The organism is Streptomyces sp. NPDC001832 (genome assembly GCF_040297265.1).
In the GTDB taxonomy this organism is placed as follows: domain Bacteria; phylum Actinomycetota; class Actinomycetes; order Streptomycetales; family Streptomycetaceae; genus Streptomyces.
Window position 1 is genome coordinate 57,163 of record NZ_JBEOYU010000017.1, and the last position, 19,010, is coordinate 76,172.

At 68.3% G+C, this 19,010-nt stretch carries 17 protein-coding genes and 1 pseudogene; 12 read left to right on the forward strand and 6 right to left on the reverse strand.

Going from position 1 to position 19,010, the window contains the following annotated elements; genetic code table 11:
- The first annotated feature begins 6 nt into the window (after positions 1–6).
- From ABT115_RS16180 to ABT115_RS16195, 4 genes are all read left to right on the forward strand, one after another.
- The gene (locus ABT115_RS16180) at positions 7–957 is read left to right on the forward strand and encodes a carbohydrate ABC transporter permease (RefSeq protein WP_351789417.1); all 951 of its coding nucleotides are present in this window, start codon (positions 7–9) and stop codon (positions 955–957) included.
- A gap of 2 nt (positions 958–959) precedes the next feature.
- Complete coding sequence (locus tag ABT115_RS16185; RefSeq protein WP_351789419.1) at positions 960–1,859, forward strand: carbohydrate ABC transporter permease; 900 nt, start codon at positions 960–962, stop codon at positions 1,857–1,859.
- 66 nt (positions 1,860–1,925) lie between these two features.
- Entirely contained in the window at positions 1,926–3,746 is a 1,821-nt protein-coding gene (locus tag ABT115_RS16190) for a glycoside hydrolase family 2 protein (protein ID WP_351789422.1), read from the forward strand.
- A 440-nt stretch (positions 3,747–4,186) separates the two neighbouring features.
- Complete coding sequence (locus ABT115_RS16195; protein ID WP_351789425.1) at positions 4,187–5,842, forward strand: HsdM family class I SAM-dependent methyltransferase; 1,656 nt, start codon at positions 4,187–4,189, stop codon at positions 5,840–5,842.
- A 191-nt stretch (positions 5,843–6,033) separates the two neighbouring features.
- On the opposite strand, the gene ABT115_RS16200 is transcribed toward ABT115_RS16195, so the two are convergent.
- Both ABT115_RS16200 and ABT115_RS16205 read right to left on the reverse strand, forming a co-directional pair.
- Positions 6,034–7,326: an McrC family protein gene (locus ABT115_RS16200; protein ID WP_351789427.1), complete on the reverse strand. Its 1,293-nt coding sequence runs from the start codon at positions 7,324–7,326 to the stop codon at positions 6,034–6,036.
- Positions 7,323–9,122, reverse strand: coding sequence for a DUF4357 domain-containing protein (locus ABT115_RS16205; RefSeq protein ID WP_351789430.1), 1,800 nt, complete (start codon positions 9,120–9,122; stop codon positions 7,323–7,325). Before ABT115_RS16205 ends, ABT115_RS16200 begins: the two co-directional genes overlap by 4 nt.
- Positions 9,123–9,381: 259 nt before the next feature.
- Here ABT115_RS16205 and ABT115_RS16210 point away from each other — a divergent pair, with 259 nt between their 5' ends.
- Together ABT115_RS16210 and ABT115_RS16215 are read left to right on the forward strand one after the other, a co-directional pair.
- Entirely contained in the window at positions 9,382–10,341 is a 960-nt protein-coding gene (locus ABT115_RS16210; protein WP_351789432.1) for a hypothetical protein, read from the forward strand.
- A complete protein-coding gene (locus tag ABT115_RS16215) occupies positions 10,341–10,667 on the forward strand; it encodes a hypothetical protein (protein ID WP_351789435.1) in 327 nt (108 codons plus the stop codon). Before ABT115_RS16210 ends, ABT115_RS16215 begins: the two co-directional genes overlap by 1 nt.
- Positions 10,668–11,024: 357 nt before the next feature.
- Here the strand turns inward: ABT115_RS16215 and ABT115_RS16220 are convergent, their stop codons facing one another.
- Positions 11,025–11,276, reverse strand: a complete 252-nt coding sequence (locus ABT115_RS16220) for an ATP-binding protein (RefSeq protein ID WP_351789585.1) — start codon at positions 11,274–11,276, stop codon at positions 11,025–11,027.
- A gap of 41 nt (positions 11,277–11,317) precedes the next feature.
- On the opposite strand from ABT115_RS16220, the pseudogene ABT115_RS16225 reads away from it, so the two are divergent.
- A pseudogene (locus tag ABT115_RS16225) lies at positions 11,318–11,419 on the forward strand (DUF2397 family protein); the annotation flags it as partial.
- 75 nt (positions 11,420–11,494) lie between these two features.
- On the opposite strand, the gene ABT115_RS16230 reads toward ABT115_RS16225, so the two are convergent.
- Positions 11,495–11,968, reverse strand: a complete 474-nt coding sequence (locus ABT115_RS16230; protein ID WP_351789438.1) for a hypothetical protein — start codon at positions 11,966–11,968, stop codon at positions 11,495–11,497.
- A 424-nt stretch (positions 11,969–12,392) separates the two neighbouring features.
- Positions 12,393–12,884, reverse strand: a complete 492-nt coding sequence (locus ABT115_RS16235; protein WP_351789441.1) for a peptidylprolyl isomerase — start codon at positions 12,882–12,884, stop codon at positions 12,393–12,395.
- 202 nt (positions 12,885–13,086) lie between these two features.
- Here ABT115_RS16235 and ABT115_RS16240 point away from each other — a divergent pair, with 202 nt between their 5' ends.
- The 3 genes from ABT115_RS16240 to ABT115_RS16250 all read left to right on the forward strand — a co-directional run bounded on the left by ABT115_RS16240 (position 13,087) and on the right by ABT115_RS16250 (position 15,520).
- Positions 13,087–13,761 (forward strand): DUF4232 domain-containing protein, encoded by a 675-nt coding sequence (locus ABT115_RS16240; protein ID WP_351789444.1) that lies wholly within the window; start codon positions 13,087–13,089, stop codon positions 13,759–13,761.
- A gap of 225 nt (positions 13,762–13,986) precedes the next feature.
- Positions 13,987–14,676: a 4'-phosphopantetheinyl transferase family protein gene (locus ABT115_RS16245; protein ID WP_351789446.1), complete on the forward strand. Its 690-nt coding sequence runs from the start codon at positions 13,987–13,989 to the stop codon at positions 14,674–14,676.
- A gap of 271 nt (positions 14,677–14,947) precedes the next feature.
- Positions 14,948–15,520 carry a hypothetical protein gene (locus tag ABT115_RS16250; protein WP_351789448.1) on the forward strand — a complete coding sequence of 191 codons (573 nt, stop codon included), beginning with the start codon at positions 14,948–14,950 and terminating at the stop codon, positions 15,518–15,520.
- 105 nt (positions 15,521–15,625) lie between these two features.
- Here ABT115_RS16250 and ABT115_RS16255 read toward each other — a convergent pair whose 3' ends face one another.
- The gene (locus tag ABT115_RS16255) at positions 15,626–16,510 is read right to left on the reverse strand and encodes an SIS domain-containing protein (protein ID WP_351789451.1); all 885 of its coding nucleotides are present in this window, start codon (positions 16,508–16,510) and stop codon (positions 15,626–15,628) included.
- Between the two features lie 184 nt (positions 16,511–16,694).
- On the opposite strand from ABT115_RS16255, the gene ABT115_RS16260 reads away from it, so the two are divergent.
- Both ABT115_RS16260 and ABT115_RS16265 read left to right on the forward strand, forming a co-directional pair.
- The gene (locus ABT115_RS16260) at positions 16,695–17,495 is read left to right on the forward strand and encodes a DeoR/GlpR family DNA-binding transcription regulator (protein WP_351789454.1); all 801 of its coding nucleotides are present in this window, start codon (positions 16,695–16,697) and stop codon (positions 17,493–17,495) included.
- A 456-nt stretch (positions 17,496–17,951) separates the two neighbouring features.
- On the forward strand, positions 17,952–18,953 hold the full coding sequence (locus ABT115_RS16265; protein WP_351789457.1) for an MBL fold metallo-hydrolase: 1,002 nt from the start codon (positions 17,952–17,954) through the stop codon (positions 18,951–18,953).
- Positions 18,954–19,010 lie beyond the last annotated feature (57 nt).

Genomic DNA, 19,010 nt, shown 5'->3' on the forward strand with positions numbered 1-19,010 from the left:
ACCCACGTGACCACCACCGCACCCCCCGGCGCCGATGCCGTGACCGGCCCGGCCTCCGACCGCCCCGGCGGCCTGGGCCGTATCGGTCTCAAGGGCAGCCGGACCACAGAAGGCCGCGGCCTCTTCTTCGTCCTGCCGTTCCTGCTCGTCTTCTTCCTGTTCCTGGTGTGGCCCATCGTGCATGGGTTGTGGCTGAGCTTCACCGACAGCTCATTGACGCTGCGCGACACGAGCTTCATCGGCTTCGACAACTACGCCGAGGCGTTCGGCGATCCGGACGTCTGGAGCAGCCTCGGCAACACGGTCGTCTTCACCGCCATCTCCAGTGTTCCGCTGGTGCTGATCCCACTGGCGATGGCCCTGCTGGTGCACAGCGGCCTCGCCGGGCAGTGGGCGTGGCGACTGGCCTTCTTCGCCCCCTACCTGCTGCCCGTCACCGTGGTGACGCTCATCTGGACCTGGCTCTACCAGCCGGAACTCGGCCTGGCGAACCAATTCCTCGACACCATCGGCATGGAGCCCGTCGGCTGGCTCTCCGACGAAGCCGTCGCGATGTGGTCGATCGCCACCCTCACCGTCTGGTGGACGGTCGGCTTCAACTTCCTGCTCTACCTCGCCGCGCTCCAGTCCCTGCCCTCGACCTACTACGAGGCCGCGGCGCTGGACGGCGCCGGAGCCTGGCGGCGCCTGTGGTCCATCACCCTGCCGCAACTGCGCCGGACCACCGCGCTGGTCGCGATGCTCCAGATCCTCGCCTCGCTCAAGGTGTTCGACCAGATCTACATCCTCACCAAGGGCGGCCCCAACGGCTCGACCCGCCCGGTCCTGGAATACGTCTACGACGTCGGGTTCACCGGCTTCCGGCTCGGCTACGCCTCCGCCGTCTCCTACCTCTTCTTCGCCCTCGTCATCGTCGTCTCGCTCGTGCAACTGCGTCTCTTCCGCCAGGAGGACTGACCGTGTCCGCCACCGCAACACCCCTTCGCCCGCGGCGCCGTCCTCCCTTGGCAGTTGCCGAATCCTCCCTGCTCCTCGGACACGGCCGGCTGCCGCGCGTCCTGGCCGGCACCGCGCTGGCCGTCCTGGCCGCCGTCTGGCTGCTGCCGTTCGTCTGGGCGGTCGCCACCTCGGTGCAGAGCGAGCAGGACGCGGCATCGCCCGGCCTGTCCCCGATCAAGGGCCCGTTCACAACCGAGGCGTACCGGCAGATCCTGGAACGCGGGAACGTCACCGTCTGGGCCTTCAACAGCTTCCTCATCGCCGGGCTCGTCACCCTCATCACGGTCGTGGTCTCCACGCTTGCCGCATACGGCTTCTCGCGCGGCAGTTTCCGCGGTCGCCGGATCCTGCTCGCGGTGACCGTCGCCGCGATCCTCGTCCCACCGCAACTGCTCGTCGTACCACTCTTCGAGCAGATGCTGCTCTTCAACCTGGTGGACACCTACGCCGCGGTCATCCTTCCGCAGGTCGTCGCGCCCATGATGGTCTTCATCCTCAAGCGCTTCTTCGACGGCATCCCCCGGGAGCTGGAGGACGCGGCCCGGATGGACGGGGCCTCCGAGCTCCGAGTCTTCCTGTCGGTCGTGCTGCCGCTGTCCCGGCCCATCGTCGCCGCCGTGGCGATCTTCGTCTTCATCGGGGCGTGGAACAACTTCCTGTGGCCATTCATCGTCACCAACGACCCGGACCTGATGACCCTGCCCGTCGGCCTGGCCACCATCAAGGACGCCTTCGGCATCCGGTACGCCCAGTCCATGGCGTCGGCGCTGCTGGCGGCGCTGCCCCTGATCGTGGTGTTCCTCTTCTTCCAGCGCCGCATCGTCGACTCCGTCGCCACCACCGGCCTCGGCGGCTCCTGACCTCACTCCCTCGCCGTACTCACAGGCCGGCGGCATCCCGCCGGTCCCCGATCGACTGGAGCATGTGTGCCCACCCCCTCCGTACCGCGCCCGGAGTATCCGCGACCGCAGTTCGTGCGGCGCGACTGGCTCAACCTGAACGGCGCCTGGCAGTTCGAGACCGACCGAGGGGACAGCGGGCTCGAACGCGGCCTGCTCGGCCGCGAGCTGCGCGACGAGATCCTCGTACCCTTCCCGCCCGAGTCCGAGCTGTCCGGCATCGGCGACACCGACTTCCTGGAGGCCGTCTGGTACCGACGCGCCCTCGCCCTGCCCGCCGGATGGGCCGGACGTCACGTACTGCTGCACTTCGGAGCGGTCGACTACGACACCACCGTGTGGGCCGACGGCAAGGAGGTCGCCCGGCACCGCGGCGGCTTCACCCCTTTCACCGCCGACCTCGGTGACATCGCGGGCGGCGGTGAGGAGGTCGTCATCACCGTCCGGGCCCGCGACCCCAAGTCCGGACCGCAGGCACGCGGCAAGCAGGCGATCCAGTACGCCAACCACGACTGCAACTACACTCGCGTCACCGGCATCTGGCAGACCGTCTGGCTGGAGCCCGTCCCCGACGTCCACCTGCGGCGCCCGCGCATCACTCCCGACCTGGCCGGCTCCGCCTTCCACCTCGAACTGCCGCTGTCCGGAAACCGCCTCGGCCACCGGGTGCGCGCGGTCCTCAGCGACGCCGGCGGTGAGGTGAGCCGCGCCGACGCTCGCGCCGACCTGGACCTGGCCCCGCGCCTCTACCTGCCCGTCCCCGACGGACGGCGCCGCGAGTGGAGCCCCCAAGACCCGCACCTGTACGACCTGCGGCTGGAACTCCTCGACGCGAACGGTCAGGTGGTCGACAGCGTGGCGAGCTACGCGGGCCTGCGTGCCGTCGGAGTGCGTGGAAAGGCCGTCCTGCTCAACGGCCGTCCGGTCTTCCAGCGTCTGGTCCTGGACCAGGGCTGGTACCCGGACGGGCTGATGACCGCGCCGACCGACGATGCCCTGGTGCGGGACATCGAGCTGGCCATGGCGGCCGGCTTCAACGGGGCCCGGCTGCACCAGAAGGTGTTCGAGGAGCGCTTCCTCTACCACGCCGACCGTCTCGGCTACCTCGTCTGGGGCGAGTTCGGCGACTGGGGCTGCGAGGTCGGCGGCTCCTCGGGCGACAACCAGCAGCCCGACGCCTCGTACGTGGCCCAGTGGCTGGAAGCCGTCGAGCGTGACTATTCCCACCCCTCGATCATCGGCTGGTGCCCACTCAACGAGACCTACCAGAAGCTCCACGATCGCCTCACCCAGCTCGACGCGGTGACCCACGCGATGTTCCTGGCCACAAAGGCGATGGACACCACCCGCCCGGTGATCGACGCCTCCGGTTACGCCCACCGCGTCGCCGAGACCGACATCTATGACTCACACCACTACGAGCAGGACCCCGAAGCGTTCCGCGCGCTGATGTCGGGGCTGGCGAAGGACGCCCCGTTCATCAACGCCCATGAGAGCGGCGTCCCTTGGTCGCTGCCGTATCGTGGTCAGCCGTACTTGGTGAGCGAGTTCGGTGGCATCTGGTGGGACCCCGATGCGGCCGCCCAGTCCGGCGAGGACCGCACAGAGTCCTGGGGCTACGGCGAACGCGTCCGCGACGAGGAGGAGTTCTACGCCCGCTTCGCCGGCCTCACCAGCGTGCTCCTCGACGATCGCGACATGTTCGGCTACTGCTACACCCAGCTGACCGACGTCTTCCAGGAACGCAACGGCATCTACCGCTTCGACCGCAGTTCAAAGCTCGACATCGACCGCATCCACGCCGCACAGCAGCGACCGGCGGCAATCGAGGAAACGGCAAGGGACTGAACGCACTCACGCCAACTCCCCCTCCGGGCCTGGCACACGACCGCGCAGCTTGTCGAGCGGGCCGCTCGGACCGGTGACCGTGGCGCACCCGGTGCCCGCGGGCGGCCTTCGGCCGGGCATGTGATCCTGCCAGGGAAGGCATGCCCGGCACGAAGGCCGTGGGGACGGGTCCGTCGCGTCACGCTCTTGCTCGAGCTGCTGGAGGCGGGCGGCCGGAGTCAGGCTGCCACAGAGGGCACAGCGAGGACGACGGTCATCAGTCCGCCGGCAGCCGGCGCCCTGTGCAGTGGTCTGCACCATCGGTGCGGTTACCTACAGGTCGGTCGGCAGGGGGGCGCATGAGTGGTCCACGGAGCGGTGGGGGGTGCATGGCAGGGTCGTTTATGTTGTCAACGGACTTCCCTCTGGAGCGGTGATGGTGGTCCGTGTACGCTGGGCGCATGGCGGACCATGCAGCTTCACCGGTCGGCCCTCTTGTCACCGGCGCCGAGATCGCTCGACTGGCCGGCGTCACCCGGGCTGCTGTTTCCAACTGGCGTCGGCGCTACGACGACTTCCCTGCGCAGGCGGGAGGCGCCGCGAACAGTCCGCTCTTCGCGCTCGCCGAGGTCCAGGAATGGCTGGACAAGCAGCGCAAAGGCCAGGAGATGTCACCCGAGGTCGAGTTGTGGCAGGCCCTACGGGCCGCGTACGGGGAACAGATGGTGGCGGGCCTGGCAGAGGTGGCCGCGGCGCTGGCTGGAAAGCCTGCGCCGGGACTGCCGGATGACGTCGCCCCTCGGGTGCGAGGGCTCGCCCGAACCGCAGCGCCCCCCGAACTCGTGAACGGACTGACCGAACGGTTCATGGACTCCGCTCGGCGCGCGGGATCGGACCAGGTGACTCCCGAGCGCGTGGTGCGTGCCGTCTGCCACTTTGCTCCCGAACTTCCTTCCGATGCCACGGTCTTCGATCCCGCCTGCGGAATCGGGGTGCTGCTCCTGTCCGTCGCTTCCCAGGCGGGCACGCGTTGCTACGGTCAGGAGGTGGACGCTGACAGCGCTCGTTTCGCGCAACTCCGCGCCGACCTCCTGGGCCGATCAGGAGTCCGCATCGTGGCGGGGGATTCCCTGCGCGCGGACGAATGGCCGGATTTCAAGGCGGACCTCGTCGTCTGCGACCCGCCGGCCGGTGTGACCGAGTGGGGGCGAGAGGAGCTTCTGCTCGACTCACGCTGGGAGCTCGGTACCCCGTCCAAGGCCGAAGGTGAGCTTGCCTGGCTCCAGCACGCGTATGCGCACGCCGAGCCCGGCGGCCAAGTCCTCATGGTCATGCCTGCCTCAGTCGCCTACCGCAAGGCAGGCCGCCGCATCCGAGCAGAACTCGTACGCCGGGGCATCCTGCGCCAAGTGATCGCCCTGCCGCCAGGGACGGCTACCTCTCACGCCCTGCCCGTCCACCTGTGGTGTCTGCAGCGCCCTGAGAACACGGGGAGCGCGGACACGGACCACACCGTGCGCATGGTCGACCTGTCCAGTAACAGCCCTGACGGCGGTCTGGACCCACGCCCCGACCAGGTCGCCGACGTGCCGCTGATCAAACTCCTCGACGACACCGTCGACCTCACCCCCGGCAGTCACCTCCGCTCCCGGCACCGCGACTATCCCGGTGAGTACACGGCCCTACGTCAGGAAATGGAGGACCGGATCCGCCGACTCGCCGCCCTCCTGCCTGAGCTGACTGTCGGGGGCGGACCGGGCTCGCTGGACGGCGCGACCACCAGTGTCGCGGATCTCGCCCGCGCCGGACTCGTCGCATACGAGGGCTCCGAGCCGGTCTCGGCCAGTGAGCGACTCGACACGGACTACCTCCAGGGGTTCCTGCGGAGCTCCGTCAACGCCCGCCGGTCCACGAGCGCCAGTGGGACGTACCGCCTTGACACCCGGGGGTCACGTATCCCCCGTATGGGCATCGACGAGCAGCGTCGCTACGGATCCGCTTTCCGGGCCCTGTCCGCGTTCGAGGAGGGCATGCGCAAGGTCGACGAGCTGAGTCGGCAGCTTGCCGAAGTCGCCCGTGACGGCCTCGCCACGGGCGCCCTGACGCCGGAGGAGTGAGCACGGTGCGGGGTGCCCCTCGGCGGATGTCCCGCACAGGTCAGCGCCCGGGCCGCTCAGGCCGGGCGTGGCAGAAACGGGCTTGGGGTTCCGTTCCATGTCACGCTCAGTGACTCGCGTGCACGGGTGCAGGCGACGAAGAGCAGGCAGCGTTCCCGGAGCAGGTCGGCGTCGTGCTTGATGTCCCTTTCCTACTGCGTGGCGGTGTCCGATGATCGAGGATGTGGTGCTGCCGCGGCCAGCTTTCCGGCGAGTTCCCGGATCCTCGACAGGAGTTGTTCCGGTGTACGCGAGAGGTCGAGGGTGTGCTGGTACAGGCGTACTCCTCGCCGGTCCTGTCCGGCAGCCGTTCCGTGTACCTCGTGGAAGCGTTCCGGTTGTCGTCCGGCCGCGTACACGAGGTGGGCCTCTCGCAGGCCGAGCACCGTGGCGTACGCGAGAGCCTGGTACAGGTCGGCGTTGAGGAGCCCGTCGGCCTTCTCGATCTTGTACTTGGCGTCGGCCACGGCGACCGGAGTACGACCGTCCCCGGTGCGCACGACGAGGTCGGGGCGCATCCCCACCAGACCTGCGGTGTCGAGGTGGTGGGGGTCCTGGAGGCGCGCGGTCAGGCCGTGCTCACGAAGAGCCTCGCGCAGTGCGACCGTGACGAAGTCCTCGAACAGCTTGTTCATGTCGAGCAGGAAGCCGTCCAGGGCGAGTGGTTCGGCCGCGGCGGCCGGCCGGTGCTCCGGGGAGGCGCCGCGCAGGACGGCCTCGGCGAGTCGCAGTGCCGGCTGATAACGCGCGTTGAGACGCGACGGATGCCAACGTGGTAGTTCCTGGCCTCGTATCAGAGGCTGGGCATCGGCGAGGCGCAGGCGCTGATGAGCGAGGCGCCGACGGACCGGACCGGGGACTCCCGGCAGCCGCAACAACTGCTCGACGGCGGCGCGCAGTATGCGGTTCTCGGCGGTGTCGGCTGTGAACGCGTCGTACGTGATCTCCACGGGCGGCGTCCGGCCGAAGTGCCGGCGAATCTGCTCGGCCTCGCGCAGCCGTCCGCGCACGACCAGTGCAGACTCTTCCACTTCGCGGTAGCCCTGGAGGACCCCCCGGCGCAGAGCCGCGTCGATCTGCCGCTCCACGGCGTGCGCGAGCGCGGGGACGACATCGTCGTGAGCACCGGTGTCGATGGTGCCCTCCCGGCTGTCGCGCCAGGCACGTGCCGGGTCGAGGCTGAAGCCGAGGAGGAAGAACAGCCGACTCACCGGGGTCTTGGGCATGATCCGCAGGACCGGACCGCCGGGAGTGCGCACGGCGCCGACCCGACTGCCCGCCCGCAGCAGCCAGTGCCCCTCCCGGCCGGGGGCCGGGGTCACGCTCTGCAGGATTCCCGCGGCAGCAAGGGCCCGCCCGGCCCCGGCGGCCAGCGGGACGGAGACCGAGGGCCCGTACTCGCGCAGCGTCACATCCGGCACGACCGCGGTTACGGACGCGGTCACGAGTGCTGCTCGCGCAGCGAGTCGAGTCCGTAGCGGGCGGCGACGTCGAGCCCCTCGCCGTAGTGGTGTTCCTCCAGCAGCGGGAGGATCTTCGTGCGCCAGGTGCGGTCGAGGCCGCCGTTTCGGTACACGCCCGGCTTCATCAAGTAGGACGGCCCGATGGCGAAGTCCGGGTCGTCGATGCGGGCGTTGAGGGCGTCGAGAAGACGAGCGGGTTCCCCGTCCTTGCCCTTGCTCTTCAGCCATCGTCCGAGCAGCCCGGCGGTCGGTTCGGTACGGGGGGACAGCTCCACGAAAGCGAAACGGCGACGCATCGCCGCGTCCACCAAGGCGATCGACCGGTCGGCGGTGTTCATGGTGCCGATCACGAACAGGTTGGGAGGCAGCGCGAAATCGTCCCCGGAGTAGGTGAGACGGACGGACCGTGTCCGGTACTCCAGCAGGAAGTACAGCTCACCGAAGACCTTCGCGAGGTTGGCCCGGTTGATCTCGTCGATGATCAGGAAGTGCGGGACGTGCCGATTGCCCTCGCGGGAGGCGAGATCGGCGAGTTCCCGCAGCGGCCCCGCCGTCAGCCGGAAGGCGACTTCGTGTGTCTCGTCGTCCTCCACGGGCCGGAACCCCTCAAAGAAGTCCTCGTAGGCGTACGACGGGTGGAACTGCACGATCTTGACCTGCTCGGGACCGCCGCCGAAGTGCTCGGCCAGCTTCATCGCCAGATAGGTCTTGCCCGTGCCGGGCGGACCGTAGAAGACCAACTGCCGCTCATCGACAAGCAGTTCACGCAGATCCTCAAGCCATTCCTTCTCGTGGACGAGGAGCTCGGCGGTGAGGGCATCGGTCACGTCCGGCAGGGACAGCTCCCGGGGCGCGGTCCGCTCGGTGACGGGTTGCAGGTCGGGGCCGGCGGGCGCGGCGAGTCCGTCCAGCGCCTCCAGGACACCGGTCAGGTCGACGACATCATGCTGCACGGACTGCTTCTGCCGCACTTCCTCCGGCAGTTCCTCGTACGGGTGGCTGCCGGACTCCCAGGCGACCGCCCGCCGCAGATTGGACAAGCCACCGGGGGAACCGGTCTGTACGGCCTCCCCGGTGATCCGTCCGAGATGAAGCTGGCCGTCGCCTATGGTGACCACCGTGTCGCCGACGCGCATCTGCGTCAGGAATCCGTGCAACTCGTCGACGAGACCGCGCTTCTGGTGGTACGAGGCCGCCCCCTCGTACCCGTCCTCGACGAAGCGACGCAGTGTGCTCTTGGTCGGATCGGTCTCCTCCAGGGGCGGCAGATGCGCACCGGAGAGCGAGACGAACCCCTCTTTCAGCCACAGTTGCCGCACCAGGTTGTGCCCCGAGACGTTGTTGCCGCGCACCAGCCACGCCTTGCGCGGAGGGCGCCAGCCGGTGGACAGGTAGTCGGCGAGCGGGTGGCCCTCGGCGGTTCGCCAGGACTCCGGCCCGGAGGCATCGTAGCCGTACACCAACGCGGCGGCGGAGGAAGAGGAGTTGCACGGGATGGCACGCGTGGCGACCCATCGCGGCGGTACCTCCGGCCGAGCCGGATCCACCGGGGCGTCGACCAGCGCGCCGCTCGCCCGCGACTCCGCACGGATCCGGCGCGCGTGGTCACCGATGCTCGGCGATGCCTCCGGCATCACTATCGACCCCTCGTGCAGGAGGAACTTGTGCGTGCCGTTCCCGCCGAACTCGGTGAGCAGATGCCCGTGCGCCTCCCCACCGTCCTTGGGCAGCTTGATCCGGAAGTCGGGCGCGCCGGGGAGACGGTCGGGCTGTGACATGGGTGACCTTCCGTGCGAGGTGGGGCCTTCGCGAACACCGCTGAGCCTACCTGTTGACACTGTCAATTGACTTGTCCTGTGCCCTGTCACCGCCTGGACGGCACGACGCTCCCGGCGGCGGAGAAGCCCCTCAACTCCGCGAACTGATCGCGGCCTTGCTCTGAGCGGGCTGAGTCACCGCAGTGACGTCGAGTTCCTGGAGGGCTGCAACCCGGCCCTCGTGGAGCGGAACGCCGATGAATTCACCAGAATACGCAACATGCTGGTAGAGGCTGACGAGCCCGCCGAGCGGGCTGAGAAGAAGACGCACTGGCACAGCGCTGCGGGGGGCAATTTTCACCTCGCCAAGACAACGGAGAAGGAGGCGCGTGACATCTGCGTACACGGAATGAAGCAGGCCTACGACCTGCTTCCGGAATTCCGATTGCGGAACGTCCCGCGCGTGGACGTCTTCTCAGCCATCGTCGCCATGCAGCGCGAGGCCCACGAGGCCAGCAGCAACCCTCTGACTCATCTGCCCGGCAGCGGACCGAAACAGGACTACACGGCACAGGTCGGCAGTGCTCCGGTCTCGCCGACGCTTCGTGACATCAGAACGCAGCTCGCCAACCTGCCTCAGGCGAAGGACGGTTACTGGCTTCCTCCGTCCTCGGACCAGGAGAAGAAGGAGTGGATCGCGGCGAACAAGGAGATCATCCAGGCTGCGGCGAAGAGCTCCGGACTGCCTCCGGACATGGTCACGGGCATCGCATGGCAGGAGATCGCAGGCCAGCCGGGGTACGCGGACGACGTGGTCGACACGATCCGTGAGCAGGCCGACGCACCCTGGGGGCTGAGCCCCATCTCGCCGGAGAATCTGCCGGACCGTCTCGGTGGCAGCCCCGATGAGACCTCCTTTGGACCCATCGCGATCCAGGTCCGACGAGGTGCTGAAGTGCTCGGTTATGATCCGGACAACCTCACCGAACACCAGCGCGCCGTTGTGGAGGAGTCCCTCCAGGACCCCGGTCAGAACATCTTCATCGCGTCCGAGTACCTGGCCCAACTCAATGCGGAGAGTGAGTTCGCCAACGTGCCGGCGGGTGAGATGACGTCCGCCCAGCGCCAAGAACTTGCCGCGCGGTACAACGGCGGTCCCTACTGGGAAGTGGACGAGGCCCAGGCGTACGGCCGGGGATTCAACAACGACCTCGAGAACGCCAGGGGTGCTCTGCGCTGATGTCCGACCAGTTCGAAACCACACCTGTGCCCGGGGGCGACAGCGGCTGCCTTCGACGGATCATGGCCGTGCCGTTGACGATCCTCTACGCGATCGCGGCCTTCTGCTGTTACACGGCGCTGATCACCCGCCCCTCCGGGAGCTGGGACCAGGACGCCTACGGTGCGATCGCGTTGATGTGCTGGCTCACCATCGCAGTCAGCGTGCTTGGACTGCTCGTTACGGTCGCCCCTCCCACGGTGAGGCGCGCGATGGGCCCCTGGTGGCTGGGGCCGCCACTGATCCTCAGCGCGATCGCGATGGCTCGGTGGGTCCTGGGAACCTGAGGTCCGTACCCGTTCACCGCCATGTGTCGTTCATGCCGGCGGGCTGGGCGCGACTCGCTCGGTATGCGGCTGCATTGCCCAGGAGCGTTCTGAGGCGTGCGCGAGCTGGACGAGGCCTTGTCTCCCCGGACCTTGTCGGGCCTGGTAGCGGGAGCCCCGCGCAGGCGGCGGCCCGGCCGAAGCCACTGCCGAAGGCCAAGCAGGTGAAGCTGCCGGAAGGCAAGGAATGGGCCGGACGGAAGTCCGTAAACGGCTGGCCATCCTGGCCGCGGCGGCCAAGCACCGGGACGGGTTGGCGACGTCAACGCGTGATCAGGCGGGGTGGCCGGTTTTTGGATGGCGTCCGGCCGACTCAACTCATCCGCAGTTCGGAGTGGTCAGTTCAGCCCGGACGGTCTTGCCGCTGGGCGGATAGGGTACCGTCTCCCAGTGATCGGAGAGCGCGGCGACGAGCGCGAGGCCGCGACCGCCGGTGTGGAGGGTTTCGGTTGCGGCGCCCGGGGGTTGAACCAGCGGCCACCGATCTCCGCGGGCGTCGGTGACGTCGATGCGAAGGCGGCCGGGTGAAGCGTCGAACGTGAGCGTCAGCCGGAAGCTTCTGCCGGGCAGGAAGCCGTGGAGAGCGGCATTGGAAGCAAGGACGGTTCGCCGTGGAGAGCCGACGGGCTCGCTGGGCCGGCCTGCGGGCCTGGTTCCTGCCGGACGACGGGCCAGTCCCCCGCATTGAGCAGCTGCACGACATCGCCCGGCGACTCGCAAAGACCAGTGGAAGACATGGGCAAGGGCCCGGACGGCTGTCCGGGCCCTTGTCGTACGCGGAACGTCGCTCAGTCGCCGGTGTTCGTGGCCCAGACGGGCCGGTTCGCGCTGTCGTAGACGACGACGTTGCCGTCGTCCTGGACGGAGAGGTACCGGCCCTTGTGCCAGGTGCCGGCGGCCCAGAGCGGATCGCCGGCCCGGTTGTAGACGACGAGGTTGCCGTCCTCCTGCATGACCAGGCGGTCGGCGTTGGGGTAGACGTTCGGGGCCTGCCAGACGGGGCGGCCGTCCTTGTAGACGACGACGTTGCCGTCGCTCTGGACACGCAGGACGGTACGGCCGTTGCCGGAGGTCCAGGCCTGGTTCCTGAAGAGGGTGGCGGGCGGGTAGAAGTGGGCGTCGCTCCGGAGTGCCGCGTGGGTCTGCGTGCTCCGGACGGCTTGGCTGCTTCCCACGGCGTCAGCGGCGGGAACGGCGGCCAGGACGGGCAGGGCTGCGAGGGCGAGCGCGGGAAGGCCGCGTCGCACGAGGTTCTTGATCACAACCCTGGATTTACGCAGTCCGCAGGCACCCGCGCCAGACTGGCAGCCACGAACCCACTCGGATGGCCCAGCGACTTCATTGCCGAAACGACACTGCTTACGTCGGCTGCGCGGCGCCTGCACATCGGTGAACCCGAGGCGGCGGGTGACGAGCCGAGTTCCGAGCCGGAATGGCAGACCAAGGTGACCGCGGAGGGCGAGACGCGCAAGTGGGTGTGCCGGTTGGCAGGGCGAGCCCAGCCCGAGGAAGATCTGCCGGTCACTGCCCGTACGCGCTGAGGGGACGCCGTTCCCGCACGGGCCGTACCGGCGTCCGCCGGTGACTGACGGCCGTCGGCCCGTGACAGGCATGCAGCACGCGTCACGGGCCGACGGTGGGGCTCAGAGCCTGTCGGGCGTCCCAACCCGGAAGGTCAGCAGACGGTCATTCCGCGCCGGCCACGACCTCGGCGGAGTCGATCACGATCTGCTCGCGGGGCACGTCCTGCGCGCCCGTCTGGACCTGCCCGATCTTGTCGACGACCTCATGCCCCTGCACGACCTCGCCGAAGACCGCGTAGCCCCAGCCGTCCTGCCCCGGGTAGTCCAGGAAGGCGTTGTCGACCGTGTTGATGAAAAACTGCGCGCTGGCCGAGTGCGGATCGGAGGTCCGGGCCATGGCCACGCTGTACTTGACGTTCTTGAGCCCGTTGCGCGCCTCGTTCTGCACCTTCTGGGGGGCGGGCTTTATGCGCATGTCGGTGTCGAACCCACCGGTCTGAATCATGAATCCGCTGATCACCCGGTGGAAAATCGTTCCTTTGTAGTGGCCACTGTTGAGGTAACTCATAAAGTTCGCGACCGACAGGGGCGCTTTGACATCGTCAAGCGCGAGCACGATGTCGCCCATCGTCGTGGAAAGACGAACGTTGATCATGAATTCTCCACTCGGCGTATCATCATCGGTTCCTTGATCGAACAGAGCACGGACAAGCCCGAGTGGTGGGCACTGCCATTGGGCCGCACATCCGGGACGGGTCCCGGCCCCGTTGAGTACCGCAGTCTCTCACAGCGGCCTGATCGCCAACTTTGCGGGCAGGCCCTTTGCCGCCAGCCTTTTCGAGGAAGGAAGAACATACATGACACACCGTAAAGTTTTACTCGCCGCCATCGCCTGCTGCACGGCGCTCGCCGCAGCGCTGACCGGGTGCGCGAGCGCCGACGACGGCACCGCGGGCAGCGGCCCGGGCACGGACAACTCCGCGAGCCCCTCGCCTGCAACCGGCAGTAGCGGCGGTCCAACGGACGGATCCCCGACGCCGAGCCCGACCCCGACCCCGACCGCGTCCGTGGGCACCGGGACGGCAGGATCGGTCCCCGCTGTGCCGGCGAGCACCCGATGCCACAGCTCGGAACTGCGGGCGTCCATCGGCCCTGACCACCCCGGAGCCGGGCAGGAGAACTTCGCTGTCGTCCTGACCAACGGTTCCCACCACACGTGCACGGTGTACGGCTTCCCGGGTGTTGCGTTCGTCAACGGTGCCGGTGATGCCGTCGCACCGGACCCCGTTCGGAGTACCGGGCAGGAGAAAGTGGTCGTGACGCTTACGCCGGGAGCAAGCGCGTGGTCGTCGCTGACATTCACCAATCCGGCGCTCTCCGGGGCCACCACCGTGACACCGGCGGCCGTACTCGTTACCCCGCCCGACGAGACGAAGTCCATCACAGTCCGATGGACCGGCGGAAGGGTCTCCAACACAGGGAAGGCGTCGGTTCCGCAAGTGAGCCCGTTCAGGCCCGGCAACGGCGGCTGACTCCATCCCCGCCAACAACGCGGCGGCGAGGCCTCGGCTACTTCGGCTGGTCCACGCGCCGGCGGCTACCGATAGTCGCCGGCCAGGGCACTTCCCCCGGTACGCCATTGGGGCTCGAGAGCGTTGCCCGAAGCGCAGCCGATGCGTCAGAAAAATCTTGAGTCTTCGGGCGGGCTTCAGAGACGATGCGGAGGCTGGAGCGGCCAGCCGGTACGAGGGGGGAACATGATCGAGAAGATTCTGCCGTCCACGGTGGCCGTTGCCGAGGCGCTCTCCGACCCGCCCGACGCGGCTCTCTTCCCCGGCGAGGAAGAGCTGATCCGTAATTCCGTGGAGGTCCGGCGCAAGGAGTTCACCACCGCACGCTGGTGCGCCCGCCGCGCGCTCGGCGAGCTCGGTCTCGCACCCGTCCCCATCCTGAAAGGTGAGCGCGGAGCGCCGATATGGCCGGGAGGAGTGGTCGGGAGCATGACCCACTGCGCCGGCTACCGAGCCGCCGCGATTGCCCGTCGGGCGGATGTGCTCACCATCGGCATCGACGCCGAACCGCATGAGCCGCTGCCCGACGGGGTGCATGAGACCATCGCGCTCGCAACGGAACAGCAGCGCGAACTCGAGCTGCGCCAAGCATCCCCCGAGATCCACTGGGACCGGCTGCTCTTCAGCGCGAAGGAGAGCGTCTACAAGGCGTGGTTCCCGCTCACCCACCGCTGGCTCGGCTTCGAGCAGGCCGACATCGTGCTCCGCTCGAACGGCAGCTTCACCGCCGGGCTCCTGCTCTCTGCCACTGAGCCGGTCCTGGCCATGGGGCCGACGGCAACCCCTGTGGCCTTCAGTGGCCGATGGCTGGTCGCGGACGGTTTCGTGGTGACCGCCATCACTGTCGAGAGTGAGCCGGACGCGCCCACCGGGTAGCGGTCACCGCTGTGGTGCATGGCACAGCACACAGTCCGGGGTGACGCGTGAGGAGACCGGCGAGAACCATTGCCGGTGACCGAGCGCGTCTTTTCGGACGAGGGATACGTCACCTGGTCGAGGGCGGGGACGTACGGACTGGAGTGACGGCTCTCCTGCCGTGTACGGAAGGCGTCGCTGAAGGCGCATTCGGAGGTTGCAGCAGGGGAAGACCGGCGCTGGGCGTGGCGGTCGCTGGTCTCGTACAGGTTCGTCGGCCATACTGCCCGCCGTGGAGCAGCGCATAGATCCGAACACTCAGCCCAGGTACGCCGCAGGGACAGACCCGGCGTACATCCCTGGTCTCACGGCCCCCGCTACCGCCGGAAAGCTGGATACGAGCCAGGAACAGACGGACCAGGACGAGACAGAGGAGTGGGTGCCAGGCGCCGTCGCCCCCGACGATGTCGTTGCGGAGGCCGTGTCCGAGGATGCGGCAGCCGACGGGGAGGAATCTGCGCAGGCAGCGGCTGACGACAGGGAGGAATCTGCCGAGGCAGCGGCTGATGACAAGGAGGCGGAGGACGGTCCCGTATTCGAGGTGAGCGATCGCCGTGGATCGATCACCGCGGACCGTGACGGCGTCCGGTTCACTCTGGACGACCAGGAGGCCGAGTTCCGCTGGGACGAGATCGGTGCGTTCGAGGTGAAGACGCCTCGGTTCGGCCGCCGGTTCACTGTCACGGTCCATGTGTCGAGCCGTCGATGGTTCAACGCCGAGGTCGAGGCACCGGCCAGGAGCAACCTCAAGAAGTGGGCGGAAGAACTGGACGCGGTCCTGGACGTCTACTTCGAGGAGTCCTGACCACGGCGGCGTCGTCCGAGCGGCTGGGCCGGCGGCCGTTCCGGCCGTCGGCCCAGCCGCGACCGCAGCTGTTGTCCGGCCTTCGCCCCGCCGTCCATCGGCCGGTCAGGTGTCCGTGAGCACCACCGAGCGGGTCAGGTGGCGCGGGCTGTCCGGGTCCAGGCCGCGGGCGATGGCGCGGGCGATGGCCAGACGCTGGACGCGTACCAGCTCGGCCAGCGGGTCCAGGCCGCTCTCCACCCAGCGGGCGCCGGTCGAGAGCACCTGCTCCGCAAGGCCCTCGGGGGCGGTGCCGAACATCCAGGTCGCGGTGCCGTTGGTGGCGATACTGATGGGACCGTGGCGGTACTCCATCGCTGGGTACGCCTCCGTCCAGGACAGCGACGCCTCCTTCATCTTGAGCGCGGCCTCGTTGGCGAGGCCCGCCGTCCAGCCACGGCCCAAAAAGGTGAACTGGGTGCAGTCCAGTAGGCCCTCGGGCAGTGGTTCTGCCAGCGCGGTCTCCACGTCGCGGACCACGGCGTCGGTGTGCAGACCGAGGTGGGCGCGGAGCAGCGTGAGCAGGGTGGTGGCGAACCGGGTCTGCACGACAGACTGCTCGTCGGCGAAGTCGAGCACGACAACCTCGTCGGCGGCCGTCATGACCGGCGTGTCCGGGTCGGCGGTGATGGCCACTGTGCGGGTGACACCGCGGAGCCGGCCGAGCAGTTCCAGTACCTCGGTCGTGGTCCCCGAGCGGGTGAGGGCGACCACCCGGTCGTAGCCGCGGCCCAACGGGAATTCCGAAGCGGCGAAGGCATCGGACTCGCCCTGCCCGGACTCCTCGCGGAGCGCGGCGTAAGCCTGAGCCATGTAGAAGGAGGTGCCGCAGCCGACGACCGCGATGCGCTCTCCGGTGGCGGGCAGAGCGGTCGCCTGCGTCTGGGCCAGTTCGGCGGCGCGGCGCCAGCACTCAGGCTGACTGGCTGTCTCGATCTCGACAAATGACACTCTTGCACTCCGTACTCGTAGCAGGATGCTCGTTTGTGCACGCTATAGGGGTCGAGTGAGCATTATCAAGCATCCTACTTGCAGGAGACTTGGCTGGGCGGAGCCCTGTGCGACGCTTGCGCCTGTCCGGTGACCGTGCCCAGGGGATGGGTGCCCGAGGCCCGGGTCCGTAAGGAGATTTCTCTTGTCCAAGGATGCCCGGTGGAACGCGCTGCTGGAACTTGTCGGGAAGAACGGCCGGGTGGAGGTCGAGGACGCCGCCGTGACGCTGGATGTCTCGGCCGCGACCATCCGTCGTGACCTGGACCAGCTCGCCGAGCAGCAGCTGCTCACGCGTACCCGCGGTGGCGCGGTCGCCCACGGTGTCAGCTACGAACTGGCCCTGCGCTACAAGGCAGGTCGTCACGCCCCGGAGAAGCAGGCCATCGGCCGTGCCGTCTCCGAACTCGTGGCGGTCGGCGAAGTGGTGGGACTGACCGGCGGAACGACACTGACCGAGGTGGCCCGTTCGCTGGCGGTGCGCTCCGATGTCATCGGTGACACCGCGGCCGGGATGGGTGGTCAGCCGGCCCTGACCGTTGTCACCAACGCCCTCAACATCGCCAATGAGCTGGTCATCCGGCCGCAGATCAAGATCGTGGTCACCGGCGGAGTGGCCAGGCCGCAGTCGTACGAGCTTACGGGCCCGCTGGCCAGCGGGGTATTGGGTGAAATCACGCTGGATGTTGCCGTGCTGGGCGTCAACGCGATCGACACCGAGCGTGGTGCATACGTACACCACGAAGGCGAGGCCAGCATCAACCGGTTGCTCGCGGAGCAGGCGCAACGCGTGGTCGTGGCAGCCGATTCCTCGAAGATCGGCAAGCGGGCCTTCGCCCGGGTCTGCGATCTCGAACAGGTCGATTTCCTGGTCACCGACAAGGGGATCACGCCCGAGGCGATCGCCCGCTTCACGGAGGCCGGCGTCACCGTCATCGCAGTCTGAACTGAGAGGCTGTCAGATGGTTGCCCGGTCAGAAGTCGCCTACAGGGGGTGGTCAGCCGCCGTTGCCATTTCTGCGTGGCCGAAACCGGGTGCGGTCGCGCGGGAAGGCGCGCGTCATCAGGCTCGGCCTGCGCCGATTCGGCGGCCTCCGGCGACAGCGCTGTCCGGCGCCGTCGCCGGAAGTTTTGATGGGGCTGTTTTCAGCCATGCTCGGTGGGTAGTCGGCTCTCTCTGGTTTGGCGACGGCCGGATGAGGGTCCGCCGCGGCGCGTGACACTGTCGGGTGAATTGGGGTGGATCATCCGGAAGATGTCATATGGGGGCGCGGGGCGCCGGTCTCGTAGGGTCACCGAGCCGTCGGCATCGGAGAGCGTGAGCGGCGATTTTGCGCCAATGAGATCTCATGGTGGCCGAGTTCGAACGCATGGCCGGATCGTGGTCGGCATAATCGCGTCCATGTCGATCAAGGGTGGAGACGTCGTTGACCTGGGGCGGGGCCTGTACGCATGGCTCCCGCCGAAACGGGGCTGGGGGCTTGCGAACTGCGGTCTCCTCGTCTCGCCGCGTGGCGCGCTATGGATCGACACCCCGTACGATGCCGTGCTGGCCGGCCAGTTCCTGGCCGAGTCCATGAAGCGGCTGCCCGACGGTGTCTCCATCGACCGGGTGATCGTCACCCATGCGAACGGCGACCATTTCTGGGGTGCGGGCGTGCTCCCGGACGCGGAGATCATCGCGACCCGTGAGGCCCGCGAACACATCCATTACGAGCCCACGCCCCATCAGCAGCACAAACTCGTCACCACCGGCGATCCGGCCACCGCGCTCGGGGCCTACCTCGGACGTCACTTCGGCTCCTTCGACTGGTCGCAGACCGAGCCGGTGCAGCCGACGACATACTTCACCGGGGAACTCGAACTGACCCTGGGGGAGTACCCGGTCCAGCTCTCCGCCCTGCCGCCCGCGCACACCACCGGCGACCTGATGGTCCATCTGCCCGCGCAGCGTGCCGTGTTCAGCGGGGACATCATCTTCTCCTCCACCCCCGGTCAGCCGGGCGACCACCCGGTGCACTGGGCGGGCCCGCTGAGCAATGTGATCGCGGCCTGCGAGCGGGTGCTGGCCACCGGCGCAGAGATCATCGTCCCGGGGCACGGACCGGTTCTCGACCGGGCCGGGGTGCGCGATCACATCGTGTATCTGGAGTACGTGCGCGAGCGCGCCCACGCCCTTCACGCGGCCGGGATTCCAGCCCTTGAGGCGGCTCGCCGGGTCATCGCCGAAGGGCGCTACCCGGAGCTCGGCCTCCCGGAGCGGCTGGTGGCGACCATCGGAACCGAGTACCGGCAGCTCGGCGGCTCCGAACTGTCCGGAGTTCTCCAAGTGATGAACGATGTCGCCGTGGTCGCTCAAGAGATGGAGCAGGCCCGTGAGTCGGCAGGCCCGGCGGAGAAGTAGGCGGAGCTTCCGTCGCCGCTTCGGCCGGAAGACCGATCCGACAACAGGAATGCGGTG